This window comes from Pseudomonas sp. IT-P258 (genome assembly GCF_949767825.1).
Lineage (GTDB): Bacteria > Pseudomonadota > Gammaproteobacteria > Pseudomonadales > Pseudomonadaceae > Aquipseudomonas > Aquipseudomonas monachiensis.
Map to the genome: position 1 here is coordinate 308,219 of NZ_CATKPU010000043.1, position 16,611 is coordinate 324,829.

At 62.8% G+C, this 16,611-nt stretch carries 18 protein-coding genes; 8 read left to right on the forward strand and 10 right to left on the reverse strand.

Annotated elements, in window-relative coordinates; all coding sequences use genetic code 11:
• Positions 1 to 3: 3 nt before the first annotated feature.
• From gspH to gspM, 6 genes are read left to right on the forward strand one after another with little or no spacing between them, the layout of a single operon-like run.
• Positions 4 to 471, forward strand: a complete 468-nt coding sequence (gene gspH, locus ACM6G4_RS17295; RefSeq protein ID WP_409078540.1) for a type II secretion system minor pseudopilin GspH — start codon at positions 4 to 6, stop codon at positions 469 to 471.
• Positions 464 to 847: a type II secretion system minor pseudopilin GspI gene (gene gspI / locus ACM6G4_RS17300; protein ID WP_409078541.1), complete on the forward strand. Its 384-nt coding sequence runs from the start codon at positions 464 to 466 to the stop codon at positions 845 to 847. The genes gspH and gspI overlap by 8 nt, the downstream gene beginning before the upstream one ends.
• On the forward strand, positions 840 to 1,382 hold the full coding sequence (locus ACM6G4_RS17305) for a type II secretion system protein GspJ (RefSeq protein WP_056725666.1): 543 nt from the start codon (positions 840 to 842) through the stop codon (positions 1,380 to 1,382). The genes gspI and ACM6G4_RS17305 overlap by 8 nt, the downstream gene beginning before the upstream one ends.
• Positions 1,379 to 2,230, forward strand: a complete 852-nt coding sequence (locus tag ACM6G4_RS17310) for a general secretion pathway protein GspK (protein ID WP_409078542.1) — start codon at positions 1,379 to 1,381, stop codon at positions 2,228 to 2,230. The genes ACM6G4_RS17305 and ACM6G4_RS17310 overlap by 4 nt, the downstream gene beginning before the upstream one ends.
• On the forward strand, positions 2,227 to 3,333 hold the full coding sequence (gspL, locus tag ACM6G4_RS17315) for a type II secretion system protein GspL (protein ID WP_409078543.1): 1,107 nt from the start codon (positions 2,227 to 2,229) through the stop codon (positions 3,331 to 3,333). The genes ACM6G4_RS17310 and gspL overlap by 4 nt, the downstream gene beginning before the upstream one ends.
• A complete protein-coding gene (gene gspM, locus ACM6G4_RS17320) occupies positions 3,330 to 3,761 on the forward strand; it encodes a type II secretion system protein GspM (protein ID WP_056725659.1) in 432 nt (143 codons plus the stop codon). The genes gspL and gspM overlap by 4 nt, the downstream gene beginning before the upstream one ends.
• Here the strand turns inward: gspM and ACM6G4_RS17325 are convergent.
• Positions 3,754 to 5,034 carry an MFS transporter gene (locus ACM6G4_RS17325; protein ID WP_056725657.1) on the reverse strand — a complete coding sequence of 427 codons (1,281 nt, stop codon included), beginning with the start codon at positions 5,032 to 5,034 and terminating at the stop codon, positions 3,754 to 3,756. The genes gspM and ACM6G4_RS17325 overlap by 8 nt on opposite strands.
• A 118-nt stretch (positions 5,035 to 5,152) precedes the next feature.
• Between ACM6G4_RS17325 and ACM6G4_RS17330 the strand changes: the two genes are divergently transcribed.
• Positions 5,153 to 6,055 carry a LysR family transcriptional regulator gene (locus ACM6G4_RS17330; RefSeq protein WP_056725655.1) on the forward strand — a complete coding sequence of 301 codons (903 nt, stop codon included), beginning with the start codon at positions 5,153 to 5,155 and terminating at the stop codon, positions 6,053 to 6,055.
• 520 nt (positions 6,056 to 6,575) lie between these two features.
• A complete protein-coding gene (locus ACM6G4_RS17335) occupies positions 6,576 to 6,842 on the forward strand; it encodes a DUF6124 family protein (protein ID WP_414914182.1) in 267 nt (88 codons plus the stop codon).
• A 93-nt stretch (positions 6,843 to 6,935) separates the two neighbouring features.
• On the opposite strand, the gene ACM6G4_RS17340 is transcribed toward ACM6G4_RS17335, so the two are convergent.
• The 9 genes from ACM6G4_RS17340 to ACM6G4_RS17380 form a co-directional block, all read right to left on the reverse strand.
• A complete protein-coding gene (locus ACM6G4_RS17340; protein WP_056725652.1) occupies positions 6,936 to 8,162 on the reverse strand; it encodes a beta-ketoacyl-ACP synthase in 1,227 nt (408 codons plus the stop codon).
• Positions 8,162 to 8,890: a 3-oxoacyl-ACP reductase FabG gene (gene fabG, locus ACM6G4_RS17345; RefSeq protein ID WP_056725650.1), complete on the reverse strand. Its 729-nt coding sequence runs from the start codon at positions 8,888 to 8,890 to the stop codon at positions 8,162 to 8,164. Before fabG ends, ACM6G4_RS17340 begins: the two co-directional genes overlap by 1 nt.
• Positions 8,890 to 9,348: a hotdog family protein gene (locus ACM6G4_RS17350; protein ID WP_056725648.1), complete on the reverse strand. Its 459-nt coding sequence runs from the start codon at positions 9,346 to 9,348 to the stop codon at positions 8,890 to 8,892. The genes fabG and ACM6G4_RS17350 overlap by 1 nt, the downstream gene beginning before the upstream one ends.
• A complete protein-coding gene (locus ACM6G4_RS17355; protein WP_414914183.1) occupies positions 9,345 to 10,541 on the reverse strand; it encodes a beta-ketoacyl-[acyl-carrier-protein] synthase family protein in 1,197 nt (398 codons plus the stop codon). Before ACM6G4_RS17355 ends, ACM6G4_RS17350 begins: the two co-directional genes overlap by 4 nt.
• Positions 10,538 to 11,062 carry a hypothetical protein gene (locus ACM6G4_RS17360; RefSeq protein WP_056725644.1) on the reverse strand — a complete coding sequence of 175 codons (525 nt, stop codon included), beginning with the start codon at positions 11,060 to 11,062 and terminating at the stop codon, positions 10,538 to 10,540. Before ACM6G4_RS17360 ends, ACM6G4_RS17355 begins: the two co-directional genes overlap by 4 nt.
• A 94-nt stretch (positions 11,063 to 11,156) precedes the next feature.
• Positions 11,157 to 12,404 carry an NAD(P)/FAD-dependent oxidoreductase gene (locus tag ACM6G4_RS17365; RefSeq protein ID WP_414914184.1) on the reverse strand — a complete coding sequence of 416 codons (1,248 nt, stop codon included), beginning with the start codon at positions 12,402 to 12,404 and terminating at the stop codon, positions 11,157 to 11,159.
• Positions 12,391 to 13,551 (reverse strand): sodium:proton antiporter, encoded by a 1,161-nt coding sequence (locus tag ACM6G4_RS17370; RefSeq protein WP_414914185.1) that lies wholly within the window; start codon positions 13,549 to 13,551, stop codon positions 12,391 to 12,393. The genes ACM6G4_RS17365 and ACM6G4_RS17370 overlap by 14 nt, the downstream gene beginning before the upstream one ends.
• Positions 13,548 to 15,887: an MMPL family transporter gene (locus ACM6G4_RS17375; RefSeq protein WP_414914186.1), complete on the reverse strand. Its 2,340-nt coding sequence runs from the start codon at positions 15,885 to 15,887 to the stop codon at positions 13,548 to 13,550. The genes ACM6G4_RS17370 and ACM6G4_RS17375 overlap by 4 nt, the downstream gene beginning before the upstream one ends.
• Entirely contained in the window at positions 15,871 to 16,419 is a 549-nt protein-coding gene (locus ACM6G4_RS17380) for an outer membrane lipoprotein carrier protein LolA (RefSeq protein ID WP_414914297.1), read from the reverse strand. The genes ACM6G4_RS17375 and ACM6G4_RS17380 overlap by 17 nt, the downstream gene beginning before the upstream one ends.
• Positions 16,420 to 16,611: the final 192 nt, after the last annotated feature.

Genomic DNA, 16,611 nt, shown 5'->3' on the forward strand with positions numbered 1-16,611 from the left:
TCCGTGGGCTACCGCAGTCGGGGGTTTACGTTATTGGAGCTGATGATCGTGATTGTCGTGGTTGGCGTCTTGCTGGGCATGGTGAGCTTTGTCGGTGGGGGCAGTCCCGCGCGCGAGGTCAGGCAGGTAGCCGAGGCGATGGTGCAGGTGATTCATCAATTGCGTGAGCGCGCGGTGTTCGAGGGGCAGGAATATGGCTTGCGGCTGGGTACCGATGGCCACCGGGTGATGCGCCGGGGTGATGGCGGGTGGGAGCCGGTGGAGGGGCTGACTACCTGGCCTTTGAGCATACGAGTACGTTTGCAGCAGGATGGCTATGGGGTAGGGCTGGACGCTGACGAAGGACCGCCGCAGTTGCTCTTGCTCAGCAACGATGAAACCAGTGCCTTCACGCTGACATTCGAGTCCGGCGACAGGACCTGGCTGAGCCTGTCCGGCGATGGTATCGGCGAGGTGGTGATCGATGACTAGTCGGCCACCCTTGTCGTCCATGGGCGGCTTCACGCTGCTGGAAATCATGGTGGCCCTGGCGGTCTTCGCGACACTGGCGGCAGCCGTGCTGTCGGCCAGTCAATACGCGGTGAAGCAGCGCGGCGCCGTCGAGACTCGGCTGTTCGCAGCGTGGCTGGCGGACAACCGCTTGAACGAATTGCGCCTGCAATCGGGTTTGTCGGCCGGTCAGCAACAACAGATCGTGTCCATGGATCAACGCGACTGGGTGCTGCAACAGCACATCAGCGCCACCGGCGATCCGCGTTTGCTCCAGGTCGACATCCAGGTCAGCCCGGCGAACAGTGCGCACGCCTTGCATCGTGCCAGCGGCTGGATACTTGCGGTTCATGACTAGGCAGCGTGGGTTCACCTTGCTGGAGCTGGTTATCGCCCTGGCCATCTTCGCCGTGCTGGGGCTGGCCAGTTGGGGTTTGTTCGATAGCGTGCTGCGAGTGCAACAGGGCACGGCGGCCCACGAGCGAGCACTCAGGAGCCTGCAACGAGCGATGGCGGTGATCGAGCGGGATCTGCTGCACGTCACCGCACAGCCGGTGGTGCTCGCCGGGCCGCTTTTGCAGTTCCAGCGCAGTCACTGGCGCAACCCTCTGGACCAACCCCGCAGTGAGCGCCAGATGCTGAGCTATCGGCTCGACGGCGGCGTGCTGTGGCGCGAAAGCCAGGGCGAAGGTACGGAGTTCGTGCAGCGGCAAAAGTTGCTCGAAGACGTTCGCGAATTGGGCTGGCGTCTGTTCGACAGCCAGTCCGGCTGGGTTGCTCATTGGCCGGCCGGGCAGGACGCGAAGGCGCCCATGGCGCTGGAGGTGCAAGTCTCTGTCGGGCGCTTCGAATCGATTCGTCGGGTGTTGCCGATGCCGGGTGCATTGCCATGAACGGGCGCCAACGCGGCATTGCCTTGATCAGTGTATTGCTGGTCATGAGCCTGGCACTGCTGATCATCGGCGGCGTGTTGCGCAGTCATCACCTTTCGCTGCAAAGCAGTGGGCAACAGTTGCAGCAGATACAGCTGCGGCAGCTCGCATCGGGCGGGGAAACCTGGGCGTTGTTGCTGTTGCGCGACGCGTTGCAGGACGCGAAAAAACCCGTCGAACGGTTGCAAGGCTGGACTGACATGGCGCCTGACTTCGAGGTTGACGATGCGCAGTTCCTTATCGATATCGACGACCTCGCCGGACGCTTCAACCTCAATGCGTTGTTACGCCAGGGTCAGGTGGATCAAGTCACCCTCAACCGTTGGGCGCGCCTGCTTGAATTGCTCGATCTTCCTCCTGTGCAACTGAGCCAGGTCGGGCCGCTGCGGGAACTCAGCCAGCTGCGCTTGCTGCCCGGCATTGACGCTCGCTTGCTGCAGCGGCTGGAGCCTTGGGTGGCGCTGCTGCCCACCGAAGCCGCCTTGAACATCAACACCGCGCCGGCACTGCTGTTGAGAGCACTCGGCGAGGTGGACGCCGCGACCGCTGATGCGCTGGCGCGTCAGGCGGCAACAACGCCTTGGGCGAGCGTCCAGGCGTTTACCCAGGACCCCTTGCTCTCCGGGCAGGGCCTGAGCAGTCACGGACTTGGCACCCAAAGCCGCTGGTATCGGATAAGGGTGCGGGTGACCCGGGACGGGCGCGAACTGCACCTGGCCACGGATGTCGGGCACGACCCCAAGACTCGACAGCTGACGGTGCTGCAACGACGTTTTCTTCCCATGAACAGCCACGAGAGACCGCGATGAACACTTGGCTTTACCTGACCGCCGAAGGGCAGGACGCGCCATCAGGCCTCTGGCCCTGCGTCCTGTGGTCAAAAACCGGTCAACGCCAGCCGATGCCACTGAATCAGGCGGCCTCGGCATTGCAAGGCCAGGTAGTCGATGTGCTAATGCCCATGGAAATGTGCAGTTGGGTTCGCAGCGAGCCATGGCCGTCGCGACGCAGGCCCGAAGCCCAGGCCATGGCCTACGCCGTGGAAGATCAACTGAGTGAAGCGCTGGAAGGCGTGCATCTGAGCGTTGGCGCTCGTGATCGTGACGGCTGCTTCCCGGTCATGGTCATTGGCCGTGAACGGTTGGCCGCCGTGCTCGACTTGCTGCGAGAGGCGGGCATTGAGGTGCGCGGGGTGTTCGTCGATGCCGATCTGTTGTCCGGCGATCAGCCGTGCGGAGCATGGTGGTTCGGTCGCTGGTTGTTGGGTGCAGGCCTGTCGGCGCGCCTCGCGATATCGCAAGACGACCTGGCTCTGCTCACTCCGTTATTGCCCAAGGACATGCAATGGCTGGATGCCCGTGAGGCCCCCGCCGTCATCGACCAATGCCTGACCCAGCGCCCGACACGGGCCATCAATCTGCTGCAAGGCGCATTTGCCCCACGGGGCAAGCGTCTGCCCTGGCGCGCCGGCGGGTGGGCGTTGTTGATGCTGGCGCTGTTGACCTGGGGTGCCAGCGAAACGCGCATCCGCTTCCTCGACAGCGAAGCCCGCCGCCTGGCCACCCAGAATGAACAGCGATTCAAGGCGCTTTACCCGGAGCAAAGCCGCATCGTCGATATGGCCGCGCAACTCAAGGCCCTGCAAAGCCAGCCTGTGGATTCGCAAAACAGCCGCATTGCCGGGCTGATCCGGTTGATCGAACAGGTGATTGGCGCCAGCCCGGTCGAGGTCCAGCGCATCGAGTTTCGAGCAGGCGAAGGCTGGAGAATTCAGCTGACCGCCAGCGGCTTTACCGAGCTGGAGCAGTTGCGCGAACGCGGGCGACAACAAGGCATGCCCGTGCGGCTCGACAGCGCGAACAAAACGGCTGGCCGGGTACACGCCACCCTCACCGTGGAGGACGGGGCATGAAGCAGGCATGGCGGCGCATTTCCGTGCGCGAACAACGGCTGTTGCAAGTGTCGGGGACTTTTTTGTTGGCGGTCGTGGCGTTCAGCCTGATCTGGCAACCGACCCGGCAGCGACTGGAAACCGCCGAGCGACAGTATCAACAGCAGGCGGGGCTGGCCGCGCAACTGCAACGGGCGTTACCGCGCAGCGATGTCCCCGTCGACAGCGAAAAACCGCTATCGCTGCGCATCAGCGAAAGCGCCGCGGCGACGGGGCTGGAGATCCGTCAGATGGAGAGCGACACCGATCTGCTGCGCGTGACCCTCAATGGCAATGCACAACCGTTGATGCAGTGGCTCGACGGCATGGAGCGCAACGGTGTCGCGTTGCAATCGCTGACCCTGGAAAAACGCGACGATGCCCTGGAGGCACGGGTGGTGCTCAGGTAGTCGAGGTGTTCTGCGGCAACAACGGCAACTTCGCCAGCTTCAACGCGACCAGTAGCGCAATCACCAACAGCGTGCCGATGAACAACCCGATACCGTTCCAGCCGCCCAGGTGCCAGAACACGCCACCCACCGTACCGGCGATGCTCCCCCCGGCGTAGTAGCTGAACAGGTACAAGGACGATGCCTGCCCCTTGGCCCTGGTGGCGCGGCGGCCGATCCAGCTGCTGGCCACCGAGTGGGCACCAAAGAAGCCGAAGGTAAAGATCAGCATGCCGATGATCACCAGCGGCAGTGGCGTGAACATCGTCAGGGCCAGGCCAACGATCATCAGCGCGATGGTGCTCCAGAGCACTTTGCGGCGACCGAGTCTGTCGGCCAGCGAGCCGATTTTCGCTGAGCTGTAGATGCCCGACAGGTACACCACCGACAGCAACCCGACGAAGGCCTGTTCCATGTGGTACGGCGCGGCCAGCAGGCGATAGCCGATGTAGTTGAACAGCGTGACGAACGCGCCCATCAACACAAAGGCTTCAAGAAACAGCAGCGGCAACCCGGCGTCGCGAAAGTGCATGGTGAAACCGTCGAGCAGGCTGCGCGGGTGCAGCGAGCGGGCGCGGAAGTTGCGCGATTCCGGGAGGATTTTCCAGAACACCGCCGCGGCAATCAGCGCCAGGCCACCGATCACCAGCATCGCCGTGTGCCAGCTGACGAAGTCGATCAATACCCCGGTGATCAAGCGTCCGCTCATACCGCCAATCGCGTTGCCACCGATGTACAAACCCATGGCGAGGCCGATGTGCTGTGGGTGGATTTCTTCGCTCAGATAGGTCATCGCAACCGCCGCCAGACCGCTCAACGACAATCCAATCAGCGCACGCATCAGCAGCACACCGTGCCAGCTCGGCATCATCGCACTGGCCATGGTGCACAGCGCCGCGGCGAACAATGCGGCCACCATCACCGGTTTACGCCCGATACGGTCGGAAATCGGGCCGGTGATCAGCAGGCCGATGGCAAGCATGCCAGTGGCGATGGACAGGATCAGGCTGCTCTGCGCCGCGTTGATGGAATACTCGTCGGACAGCAGCGGCATCATCGGTTGCACGCAGTAGAGCAGGGCGAACGTCGCGAAGCCGCCGCAGAACAACGCCAGCACCGTGCGCATGAACGCCGGGGTGCCTTTTTCGATGTAGATCTCCGCCAGCTCAGCGGCAATAGCGTCCGGTGCTGCGGGAGGAACTTCATGGGCGAGTGGGGCGACAGCAGTTTTCACGGGGGACCTCGGAGGACGCAGCCGGTCAGGCAATGAAAAAAGCATATAGCTGGCTAATGATTCAATCCAATATATTGTTCGACCTGTTTGATAGCTTTAACGACCTAATGGGGTTTCCATGGAATTGCGTCATCTGCGCTACTTCATCGCTGTCGCCGAAGAACTGCACTTCGGCCGCGCCGCACAGGTGCTGGGCATCTCCCAGCCACCGCTGAGCCAGCAGATTCAGGCGCTGGAGCAGGAAGTCGGCGCGCGGCTTTTCGAGCGTACCAATCGTCGGGTCGAGCTGAGCGAGGCCGGTCGGCTGTTTCTGCAAGAGGCACGGCTGGTGCTGGCGCAGGTCGACAAAGCGGCGGATGTCGCGCGACGGGCGCAACTGGGCGAGTTGGGTGAACTGAAAATCGGCTTCACCTCGTCGGCACCCTTCAACTCGACCATTCCCCAGGCGATTTTCTCTTTCCGCCAGCGCTTCCCGGCGGTGCACCTGAACCTGCGGGAAATGAGCAGCACCCAGGTGGCCGATGCGCTGGTGGACGAGTCGATTGAAGTCGGCATCATGCGCCCGCTCGGGCTGCCGGACTGCCTTAGCGTGGTCGAATTGATGCGCGAGCCGCTGGTCGCGGTACTCAGCTCCAAGCACCCGTTGGTAGAGGGCAGCGAGGAGGGCTTGTTTCTGTCAGCCCTGGCGCTTGAGCCCTTTGTGTTTTTTCCGCGCAGCTACGGCAGTGGCCTGTATGCGCAGTTGCTCAGCCTGGCGCGGGACTCCGGCTTCAGCCCGCACTTCGCCCAGGAGGCCGGTGAGGCGATGACCATCATCGGGCTGGTGGCGGCGGGGCTCGGTGTGTCGGTGCTGCCGGCGTCTTATCAGCGGATGCGTATTGACGGTGTGGTCTATCGCCCGCTGCTCGATCCGGCGGCGGTGTCAGCAGTTTGGCTGGTGCAGCGCAAGGATCAGAAGTCGGCGATGGCCAAAGCGTTTGTTGAACTGCTGACAAGAAAGGTTGAGCCTTTGCAGGCGTGACTGCTGCGCAGTCAATCGCGAGCAAGCTCGCTCCCACAGTGGGTGGTATGGCGAGCATTGTGTTCACAGCGCTGGACCCTGTGGGAGCGAGCTTGCTCGCGATGGCGTCCGAGAGAACACCAAAAAGACTAGCTGTATGGAGCAAGAAGCATCAGTCCTGCCGGAAGCTTCACCACCCGCCGTGGGACATTTCCGAAATCCTTCGCAAAGGCTACAGCGCCTTGCGACGTTGCCTGCAACTACTCCAGAATCCGCCGGCTTGTGCGCTTTGAGGGCCATCGCTAACTTGATTCGTGTCACTGATGGTCAGTGATCGGGTTTAGTAGCCCGTGTTTTCGCTAAGTGCATTTGCGCTCCTGATAGGCAGGTATGTCTGTACCTGCCCTTGACGGTAGCTGTGCGCAGGGCGCCTTCGGGCGCGCCGGTTTGGCGAAGACCCGGTCTACTAACCTGCGTACAGCTGCCACCCTTTTGATTCGTAGCGACACGGTGTCGGCTCCACTTTTCTGGGCGCTGAATCATGACCAATAAAGCAAAAAAACGGTCGGATACCGAACCGGTTACCTCACGCCAACCCGGCCAAATCTTCCTCGTCGCTCCTGAAGTCGACAACCACACTCTGCTGGAGTACGCCTGTGTTTCACTGGCATCAGCCAATGCCATGGCGAGCGACTTCGCGAGGAGTCTGAACGGAGCGCAAAGCAACACCCTGCTGGGCATTCAGCAGTCGATCATGCTGGGGGAAATGGCGGTGAATCGGGTGTTTGATAATCTCGACTCGCCCTGATAGTTACATCGCACATTAACAAGATCGCAGCCTTCGGCAGCTCCTACGGGTTCCTTGTAGGAGCTGCCGAAGGCTGCGATCTTTTGACGTTGATTAAGACCAGCGCTTGAAAATCAGCGAAGTATTCACCCCGCCAAACGCAAAGTTATTGTTCATCACGTACTGGTTGCTCATCTGCCGGAACTCGCCGCGCAGGTAGTCGAGCTTGCCGCAATGCGGGTCGACTTCGTCGAGGTTGAAGGTGTGGGCGTACAGGTCGCGGTTCATCATTTCAATGCTGAACCAGGACTCCAGCGCACCGCAGGCGCCGAGGGTGTGGCCGAGGAAGCTTTTCTGCGAGCTGATCGGCATGTGTTCGCCGAACAGGCTGCTGGTGGCCAGGGTTTCGGCGATGTCGCCCTGTTCGGTGGCGGTGCCGTGGCCGTTGACGTAGCCGATGTCCGACGGTTTCAGCCCGGCGTCTTCCAGGGCCAGTTCCATGGCCCGGCGCATGGTGACTTGTTCGGGACGGGTAGTGTGCTGGCCGTCGGCGTTGCTGCCGAAACCGACGATCTCGGCATGGATGCGCGCACCACGGGCCAGGGCGTGTTCCAGTTCTTCGAGCACCAGCATGCCGCCGCCTTCGCCGATCACCAGGCCGTCGCGTGCGGTGTCGTAAGGGCGCGGGCTGCGTTGCGGGGTGTCGTTTTTCAGGCTGGTGGCGTAGAGCGCGTCGAAGACCATGGCTTCGGTCGGGCACAGTTCCTCGGCGCCCCCAGCGAGCATCAGTGGCAGGCGCCCGAACTTGATGGCCTCGTAGGCATAGCCGATGCCCTGGCTGCCGCTGGTGCAGGCGCTGGAGGTGGGAATCAGGCGACCGGTGAGGCCGAAAAAGATGCTGATATTGGCTGCCGTGGTGTGCGGCATCATGCGCACATAGGAGTTGGCGTTCAGGCCCTCGGCCACTGAGTTGAGCAGCATGTTGCCGAACGCCTTGATCTCGTCGGTGCTGCCGGTGGAGGAGCCGCAGGCGACGCCCATGCGCCCGTCCTTGATCGATTCGTCACCCAATAATCCGGCGTCGGCCAGTGCCAGTTCCGACGCGCCGACGGCCAGCCGCGAAACCCGGCCCATGCTGCGCAGTTGCTTGCGGGTCCAGTGGCTCGGCACCTTGAAGTCATCGATGGGGCCAGCCAGGCGCGTGTTGAGTTCGGTAAAACGATCCCACTCGTCCATCCGGCGGATGCCGCTGCGGTTGGCCGCGAAGTTGCCGGCGATGGTCTCCCAGTCGCTGCCCAGTGAGGTGATGCCGGCCATGCCGGTGACGACGACGCGCTTCATCAGCACAGGCCTCCGTTGACGGCCAGAACCTGCCGGGTGATGTACGAGGCTTCCGCCGACATCAGGAAATTCACCGCGCCGGCCACCTCTTCAGGGGTGCCCATGCGTTGTGCGGGGATCATTTTCATCAGTTCTTCCACCGGCACGTTCTCGTCGAGCATGGCTGTGTCGATCAGGCCGGGTGCGACACAGTTAACGGTGATTTTGCGCTTGCCCAGCTCGATCGCCAATGCCTTGGCCGCGCCGATCAACCCGGCCTTGGAGGCACTGTAGTTGACCTGGCCACGGTTGCCGATCAGCCCCGACACCGAAGTGATGCAGACAATCCGCCCGGCGGCGCGACGACGGATCATCGGCATCATCACCGGGTGCAGCACATTGTAGAAACCGTCGAGGTTGGTGCGCATCACCACATCCCAATCCTCCTCGCTCAGGGCCGGAAAGGCCCCGTCGCGGGTCAGCCCGGCATTAAGCACCACACCGTAATAGGCACCGTGGGTTTCCACGTCGGCTTCGAGAACTTCCTTGCAACGGGCGCGGTCGGACACGTCGAACTGCAGGATGCGCGCACGACGGCCCAGGGCCTCGACTTCGGCCTTGACGGCTTCGGCGTCGGCCAGGCCGCTGCGGCAATGCAACACGATGTCGTGCCCGGCCTGGGCCAGGCGCAAGGCGATGGCGCGGCCGATGCCACGGCTGGAACCGGTGACCAGTACGGATTCAGTCATCACTGGACTCCTTCGGGTTCATGGAGATATTGAGCGGCCTGGGGTGGGCGGTACACGTTCAGACGGGCGGTAACGTGAATGCCGGGGGCGTTGATGTGGCATTCGAACACGCCCATGCCGTTATCGTCTTCCAGGGAGCGAATACCGTGGATGGTCAACTCGGTACCGGCCGGAAAACTTTCGACGTTGCATTCGAATTTGCGGCTGCCGAGCAGGAAGCCCAATTCCACCTCATCACCGCGCTGGCGCGCATGGCAACCGGCGAAGGCGGCCACGCTCTGGGCCATCAGTTCGATGCCGACCCAGGCCGGCAGGCTGCCGTCGGGGAGATTGAACAGGCCATCGGGCTTGACGGTCAGGCGCGTGTGAATCTGTTCTTCATCGAACGCCAGGATCCGGTCGATCAGGATCATGTCGCCAGCGTGGGGCAGCAATTCAGCGATCGGCCAGTCAATCATGGGGCGTCTCCGATAATCAGGCTGACGTTGTTGCCACCGAAGGCAAAGGAATTGCTCATCAGGTAGCGAGGTGCAATGGACGTCAGGCGCGTGGCCGGGGTCACCCATTGCAGCGGCGGCAATTCGGGGTCGGGCTGTCCGTCCCAGACGTGTGGCGGCAGGGCATGCTCTCGATTGTCCGGGCTCAGGCTCAACCAGCAGAACGCCGCTTCCAGCGCCCCGGCGGCACCGAGGGTGTGGCCGGTCATGGGTTTGCTCGACGAACAGGGCACGCCGGCCGGGAACAGCGTCGCCACGGCCTGGCTTTCCATGGCGTCGTTGTGCTGGGTGGCGGTGCCGTGCAGGTTCAGATAAGCGATCTGCTCTGGTTGCAGGTTGGCGCGGCCCAGGGCTTTGCGCATCGCTTGCAGGGCGCCACGACCAGTCGGCTCCGGGGCGGATATGTGATGCGCATCGGAACTGGCGCCGCTGCCGAGCAAGGCAATCGGCTGGCTGTCGCCTGCACGCCTGGTCATCAGGAACAGCACCGCCGCTTCACCAATGTTGATGCCGTTGCGGTTCACCGAAAACGGATTGCAGCGTTGTTCCGAGACCGCTTCGAGCGCCGAAAAACCGTTGAGGGTCAGCTTGCACAAGGTGTCGACGCCGCCACACAGCACCGCGTCGCAAATGCCCAGGTCCAACAGGCGCTGGGCGCTCATCAAGGCCCGGGCGCTGGAGGTGCAGGCCGTGGAAATGACATAGGCCGGCCCGCTCAACTGCAGCCACTCGGCGAGGAAGTCCGCCGGTGCCCCGAGTTCCTGTTGCTGATAGTCGTACTCGGCAGGGAACTGTTTTTCGCGCAGGTAATGCGCCAGGCTCTGGCTGGCCTCGTCGATGCCCGAGGTGCTGGTGCCCAGCACCACACCGATGCGGTCGCGGCCGTAGGTCTGGATCGCGCTGTCGATGTCCGGGCGGATTTGCAGCGTGGCTTCCAGCAATAACTGATTGTTGCGACTGTGATGGCGCGACATATCGGCTGGAATGCTTGCCAGTTTGCCCTGGACCGCACCGACCGGCAGCGTGCGTTGTGGCACCCAACCGGTTTGTTCGCGCATGCCGCCGCAGTCGCCGGCAAACAGGTTGCGGGCAACTTCCTGCTTGTCGCGGCCCAGCGCGCAGACCAATCCGAGGGCATTGAGGTAAGCCGTCATGGCGTTTCACCGCTCAGGGGGGTGACTTGATAGGCCGGACCACGCGGTAGCTTCAACTCAAAATTCTGCGGTTGTACGTAGTGGATGTCCCAGCGCTCGGGCAGGTACCGTTGCCTGCCGTGCTGCCAGGCGCCGGGATAGTTGGCCGCCAGTTCATCTTGCGGCGTCAGCGCAAACAGCAGCGCCGCGAACAGCTCCCGGGCTCGCGGGTTGGGCGGTAATAAACCATCGGACTCCCAGGTTTTATCGACCAATTTCTGGCGGGCCTGGGGAATGCCCAACAGGTCCATCATCGACCAGCGGATACCCGCCTCTTCACGCTGGATCACCAGCACCCAGTCCTCGCGTTCGTCGGCCTGCCCGCGCTGGATGTGCAATTGCAGCGGCAGCGGCAGATCCGGATTGTGCACGGGCAGCGGCGCCCGGCCGGCGCAGGCGCTCAAAAGCAGGGTTGCGGCGATTAACAGCAATCGCAATGCACTGGCTACCCCTGTGCAGTTCAAGCGACGGCTAATCAACATCACACAGTTCCTTCAAAAGGTTTTTGCGCGCCATCACATTGACCAGAGGGTCTTCCCGTTGGCCAAAGGGGGCTGGCTTGCACACACGAGTGGTTCATGACGCATCCCTTGCACAGAATTCTGATATCACCTTCAACCGGCGCCTGGCTTCGCTGACGAACGGGTTGCTTTGATCCCAGGCATATCCGGCAAGTATGGAGCTGATCATCCTGCGGATTTCCGGCGAACTGCCCTCATGGAAGATCACATCCTGGAAGGTCCCCGCGTACCAGCCTTCGACGTAGCAGCGGAACGTGTCGACGCCGCGCTTGAGCGGTTCGGCGAACTCGGTTTGCCAGTCGACGGCTTCGCCTTGCAGCTGACGGTGCAAAACCCCGGCGGCCATGCTCGCCGAACGCATGGCGATGGTCACGCCGGAGGAAAACACCGGGTCGAGGAATTCCGCGGCATTGCCCAGCAGCGCGAAGCCCGGACCGTGCAGGGTTTTGACGTTGGCCGAGTATCCGCCGATGGTTCGGGCCTCGGTATCCCACTGCGCATTTTGCAACACGCTGGCCAGGCTTGGCGTCTCGGCAATAAAGCTGCGCAGGCACTCGTCCAGATTATCGCTGCGGCCGGCGAAACGTTCCTCGGCGGCGACCACGCCGACCGAGCAACGCCCGTTACTGAACGGGATGGTCCAGAACCATACGTCGCGCAGGGTCGGGTGAGTGGTCACCAGGATCTTGCTGCGATCGAAGGTCGGGAGGTCGATACGGTCTTCGACGTGAGTGAACACGGCCTGACGCACCGGGAAGTTCGACGGCGCCTCGAGGTCGAGCAAGCGCGGCAGTACGCGACCGTAGCCACTGGCATCGAGCAGGAAACCGGCCTCGACGCGGTACTCGCTACCGTCTTCGCGGCGCACGCCGAGCTGCGGTTTTTCGGGGGTAATGTTGACGTCGACGATGGTTTCGCCATAGCGGATCTCCACGCCTTGCAACGTAGCCTGATCGGCCAGCAGCTTATCGAAATCGGCACGCAGGACCTGATATGTCGTCGATTTGCCGTGGCTGAACGTCTCGCCGAAATCGAACGCGCTGTAGCGCTCGCCCCAGGCAAACGCGGCACCGGTTTTCAGCTGGAAGCCGGCGGCGTTGACGGCGTCGAGCATGCCGGCCTCTTCGACGAAATCAAGGCAATGGGCCAATAGGCTTTCACCGATGGAAAACCTTGGAAAATGCTGGCGCTCGATCACCAGCACATCGTGTCCCTTGCGCTTGAGCAACGCGGCGGCGATGGCGCCGGATGGACCGGCGCCGATGACCACGACCTGGCGACATTCCATTTCAACGGTTGGCATGGGGGCTCCTTGCGGGGACAGCGGCTTTCAGGGGAATTCGGTGCATGCCGGTCAGGGCTGGCAGCAGTGTAGCGATCAGGCCCATCAGCATCAGGGCAAAGTACAGCGGCGGGCTGATGAGTTGTTGTTGCAGCAGCAGGTTGAGAAAAACGATCTCGCTCAAGCCGCGGATGTTCAGCAGCACACTTTCCCGCCAGCGGCTGGCGCCCTGGAACGAGGCCCCGGCCCAGCCGAGGCCGAGCCAGTTGCCCAGCAGTTTGCTCAGCATCGGCAACAGCAGCAGGGCGAGCAGTTGCACCCAACCGAGGCTGTCCATCGCGCTGTGCACATTGATCTGCACAATGCCGAACGTAAGGATCAGCGGGATGGCGATGTACGTCTGCAAGCGGCCCATCCACACGGCTGGCAGTGGCAGGACCAGTGGGGCTTTCAGCGCGGCCATGATCAACACATATCCGATGCCGAAAATCAGCGCATTGAGCTTGAAGTGTTCGGCGACGACCAGCAGGGCGAAAAAACTCAGGCTGTAAAGCCATGTCTGGCGCAAACCGAGCAACCGCAGCAGCACCGGCAGGCACGCGCCGGCCAACGGCAGCAACAGGCTGCTCAGGTGCAGGCTGCCCTGGGCGATGCCGAACAGCGTCCAGCAGGCGAGGTCGATGAGGATCGCGGTTTGCACCAGACGTCGGGTGGCGGCGGGTGGGTAATCGATGTGCCGCAGGTACAGGTACAGCACCGGAATCGCGGTGATGGCGAACAACAGGCCGACGGCCAGCGAGCTGATCCACGGTTGTGCCGGCAACAACCAGACCGCCGTGGCCAGGCCGCAGGCAAACGGAATGCAAAAGCTGGGAAGGGCGATTTTCAGGCTTTGGCGATCCAGTTGCAGGTCGATCACATCGCTGAGGATGTAGCCCAGCAACAGGGCAAAGCTCAGGCTGTAGAGGTTCTTCAGCCAGCCCGGCGACACCAGCAGCGCACCGCTCAATTGCCATTGGGGCTCGATCCAGAAATACATCAACAGCGGCAGGCCGAGGGTCGCCAGCAACAATTGGCTGACGATGGGAATCAGGCCGAAATGCCGGCCGGCACGGGTCGCCAGGGCGAACAACACCAACGCCATCGCCCAGAACAGAACGACCATCATATTGCCCGCTCCATGGCCGTGGGCTCATGCACCTGGCGACCGGCCCACGGTGCGAGCAGGAAGCTGAAGATCAGGCCCAGGCTCACCGACAGCCCGAAGTTGCTCACCGCCGGGGTGCTCGACACCGCCAGCAGGCCGAACGACAGCCAGGTGGTCAACGCCGCCAGCAGGGTGCCCAGCAGGCTCACGGCTGCGCCGCCGACCTGTTCGCGCATCAGGATCGCGTAATCGACGCTGATCGCCGTCACCAGCAGCAGGCCGAACAAGCTGAACAGGGTCAGCGGCTGCCCCAGCCAGCCGAGACTGGCCAGGCTGCACAACGCCGCCAGCAGGGGCAGGGACACGATTCGCAACGCGCCGCCGAGGCCGAATGGCAGGATCAGCACCAGCACGATCAGCACGCAGGAGGCGAGCTTCAGTTCAGCGGCACTGATTTGGGTGGCCGCGAAGACGTTGTTCAACTCACCCAGTCGATCCACCAGTGTCACGCCGGGCAAGTCCTCGCCCTGGAGCCGCAGCAGGGCCGGGTTGTTGATGCCTTGCAGGCTGACCATCGCCGCCACGCCGTCATCGGTCGGCCCCAGCCACAAGGGCCGGTAGGGTTCTGCCAACGGGCCGCTGAGCGCTGCGTCGATGTCCACGGTCGGCAGTGCCTGTAGCTTCGTCAGCTCGGCTTGCAGCGCCTCGGCCGGTACGCCGATGTCGAGCAAGGGTTGCCAGAAGGAAGGCAGTTTGTTCAGCGTTTCGCGCACCTGTTGCTGTTCGTTCGGCGGGCTGACCAGTTGATTGAGCGACAGATAGCCCTGGAGCTTTTCCAGGCCAATCAATTGATCCAGCCGCTCTCTCAGGGCGGTCTGGCGTTCGAGCAACTGCTGCTGATCGGCGGCGCGTATCAGGAAGAACTGGCTGGTGGGTTGATAGCCGGTGATCCGGGCAATAGCCTGGGCTTCGTCGGTCAATTGTTGCGGCGCGCTGATCCACTGACGAATGTCGTTTTTGCTGTCCAGTTGCAGCAGGCCACCCACGCAAAAAGCGATCAGCAGTGCCAGCAAGGCTGGCGTTTTCAGGTGTTTGAGCAGTGCTTCACGACAGCCCAGCAAAAACTCGCAAACGCGCAATGGCCATTGCGCCGGGCGCAGGTCTACGCCCTTGAGCAATGCCGGCAGCAGGCACACGGCGGATAAATAGGCGCCGAGCAAACCGGCGGCAGAGAAGGCGGCAATCTGGGTCAGCGCCGGGAAGGGTGTCCAGGCCAGGGCCAGATAGCCGATGCCGCTGGTGATCAGGCTCAGGGTCAGCCCGGGCAGGGTCAGGCGCAGGGCCGGCCAGCTGTGCCAGGGTTTCAGGCTCCAGCTCTTGGACAGGTAATGCAGCGGGTAGTCGACGGCGACACCGATCAGGCTTGAGCCCAGTACCAGGGTCATCACGTGCATATGGCCGAACAACGCAACGCAGGCCACCGCACCGAAGAGCATGCCCACCAGCACCGGCACGAACGCCAGCAAGACGCGCCAGCGCCGGAAGGCCAACAGCAGCAGCAACAAAATCCCCACGGTGGCACCGCCACCGACCCAGGTCATCTCCCGGGCGGCCTGTCGTTGACCGCTGGCGGCGTACAACAGGCCGCTGGCGGCGAGCAGTTGCACGTCGTGCCGGGCGGCTTCCTCGCGGCTGTGTTCAAGCAGGTCGGCCACCTGCAGCGGCAGGTTCATGTCGAAGGCGTTGCCGGTGGTGCGCGCGCGCAGCAGCACCCAGCTCTTGCCATCGGCATCGGCGACCAGGGCGCCGCTGCCGATGTCCAGTTGCACCGAACCACGTTGCGGCTGGCTGTTCTGGATGCGCCCGGTCAGGCCCAGCCAGTCGTCCTGGCTCGGCACCAGGCTGTACCCGTTGAACGGGTCGAACAACGCTTGCACCCGTTGCTGGATAAAGGTGTCGGGGTGCTCGATCAGCAGTTGCCGGTCCGCCGCCTGGAGCATCGCCAGGCGACCTTGCAGCAATTGTGTGCGCAACGCCGGCAAGTCGGCTTGCAGGGTCCACTGGACCTTTTCGAACAAGCCGCTGGCCTGCCATTGCTCGCCGAGTGTCTGCGCCATGGCGACGGCCTGCTGGCGATCACGGTGGCCGACCAGCACCAGCATTTCGCGGTTCAGCGGCTCTTGCATGCGTTGTTCGGCGCGCAGTTCCAGAGCGTCGGGCGCCGTACCGGGCACCAGGTCCATCAGGTTGGCCGACAGCGGCGCGGCGTCACGCCATTGCCAACCGGCGAGCGCCAGTACTGCCAGCAGCAGGATCAGGAACAACCGTGGCAACCACCGTTCACTCGGCAAAGTCATGCTGCTCCGCGTCGCTCAACGGCTGGCTGCTGGTGCTGTCCTGCATGCGCAATAACGTACTGTCGCCCTGGGTCTCGAGCAGTTCGATGCTGTGCACCAGTTCTGCGCCGGTAATGTTGATCTGGTTGAACACCTGCTTGAGCAGCATCGAGCGCGGCAGCAGCGTGAGTTTCCAGTTCTGCGCATCGCCGCTCAGGGACAGTTCGAAATCCCGTTGCAGGCCACTGCTGTCGCCTTGCAGAACGGCGAGGAACAAACGGTTCTGCTCGGCACCGGCGCTTTTGCCCGGCAGCATTTGCCAGACAATGCCGTCGCGCCGGGCAATGCCTTTGGCGGTGATGCGATAGTCCTGTTGCAGTGGCGTTTTCAGCAGCCACAACAAGCCGTGGTTTTTGGCCAGCACGAACGTGCCCTTGCTGGTCAGCGGCTGGGGCAGGGCGCGCAGGTGTTTTTCCTGGATGAAACTGCCGTGGATCACCTCGGGCCTGGCCAGTTGATCGCTGAGTTGTTGCAGGTCGAAGGCGCTGGCCATCGACGACACCCCGAGTAACGCCAAAACACTGAGGAATTTGAACACTGAGAAACGTGGCGAGCGAGCTTGCTCGCGCTGGGCTGCGTAGCGGCCCCAATACGTCAGCAAACCTCGGCGGGGTTGCGAGTGCTGCGCACTCGAGCGCGAGCAAGCTCGCTCGCCACAGGCGGGGCGGCTGGTCTCAAGGGAAAT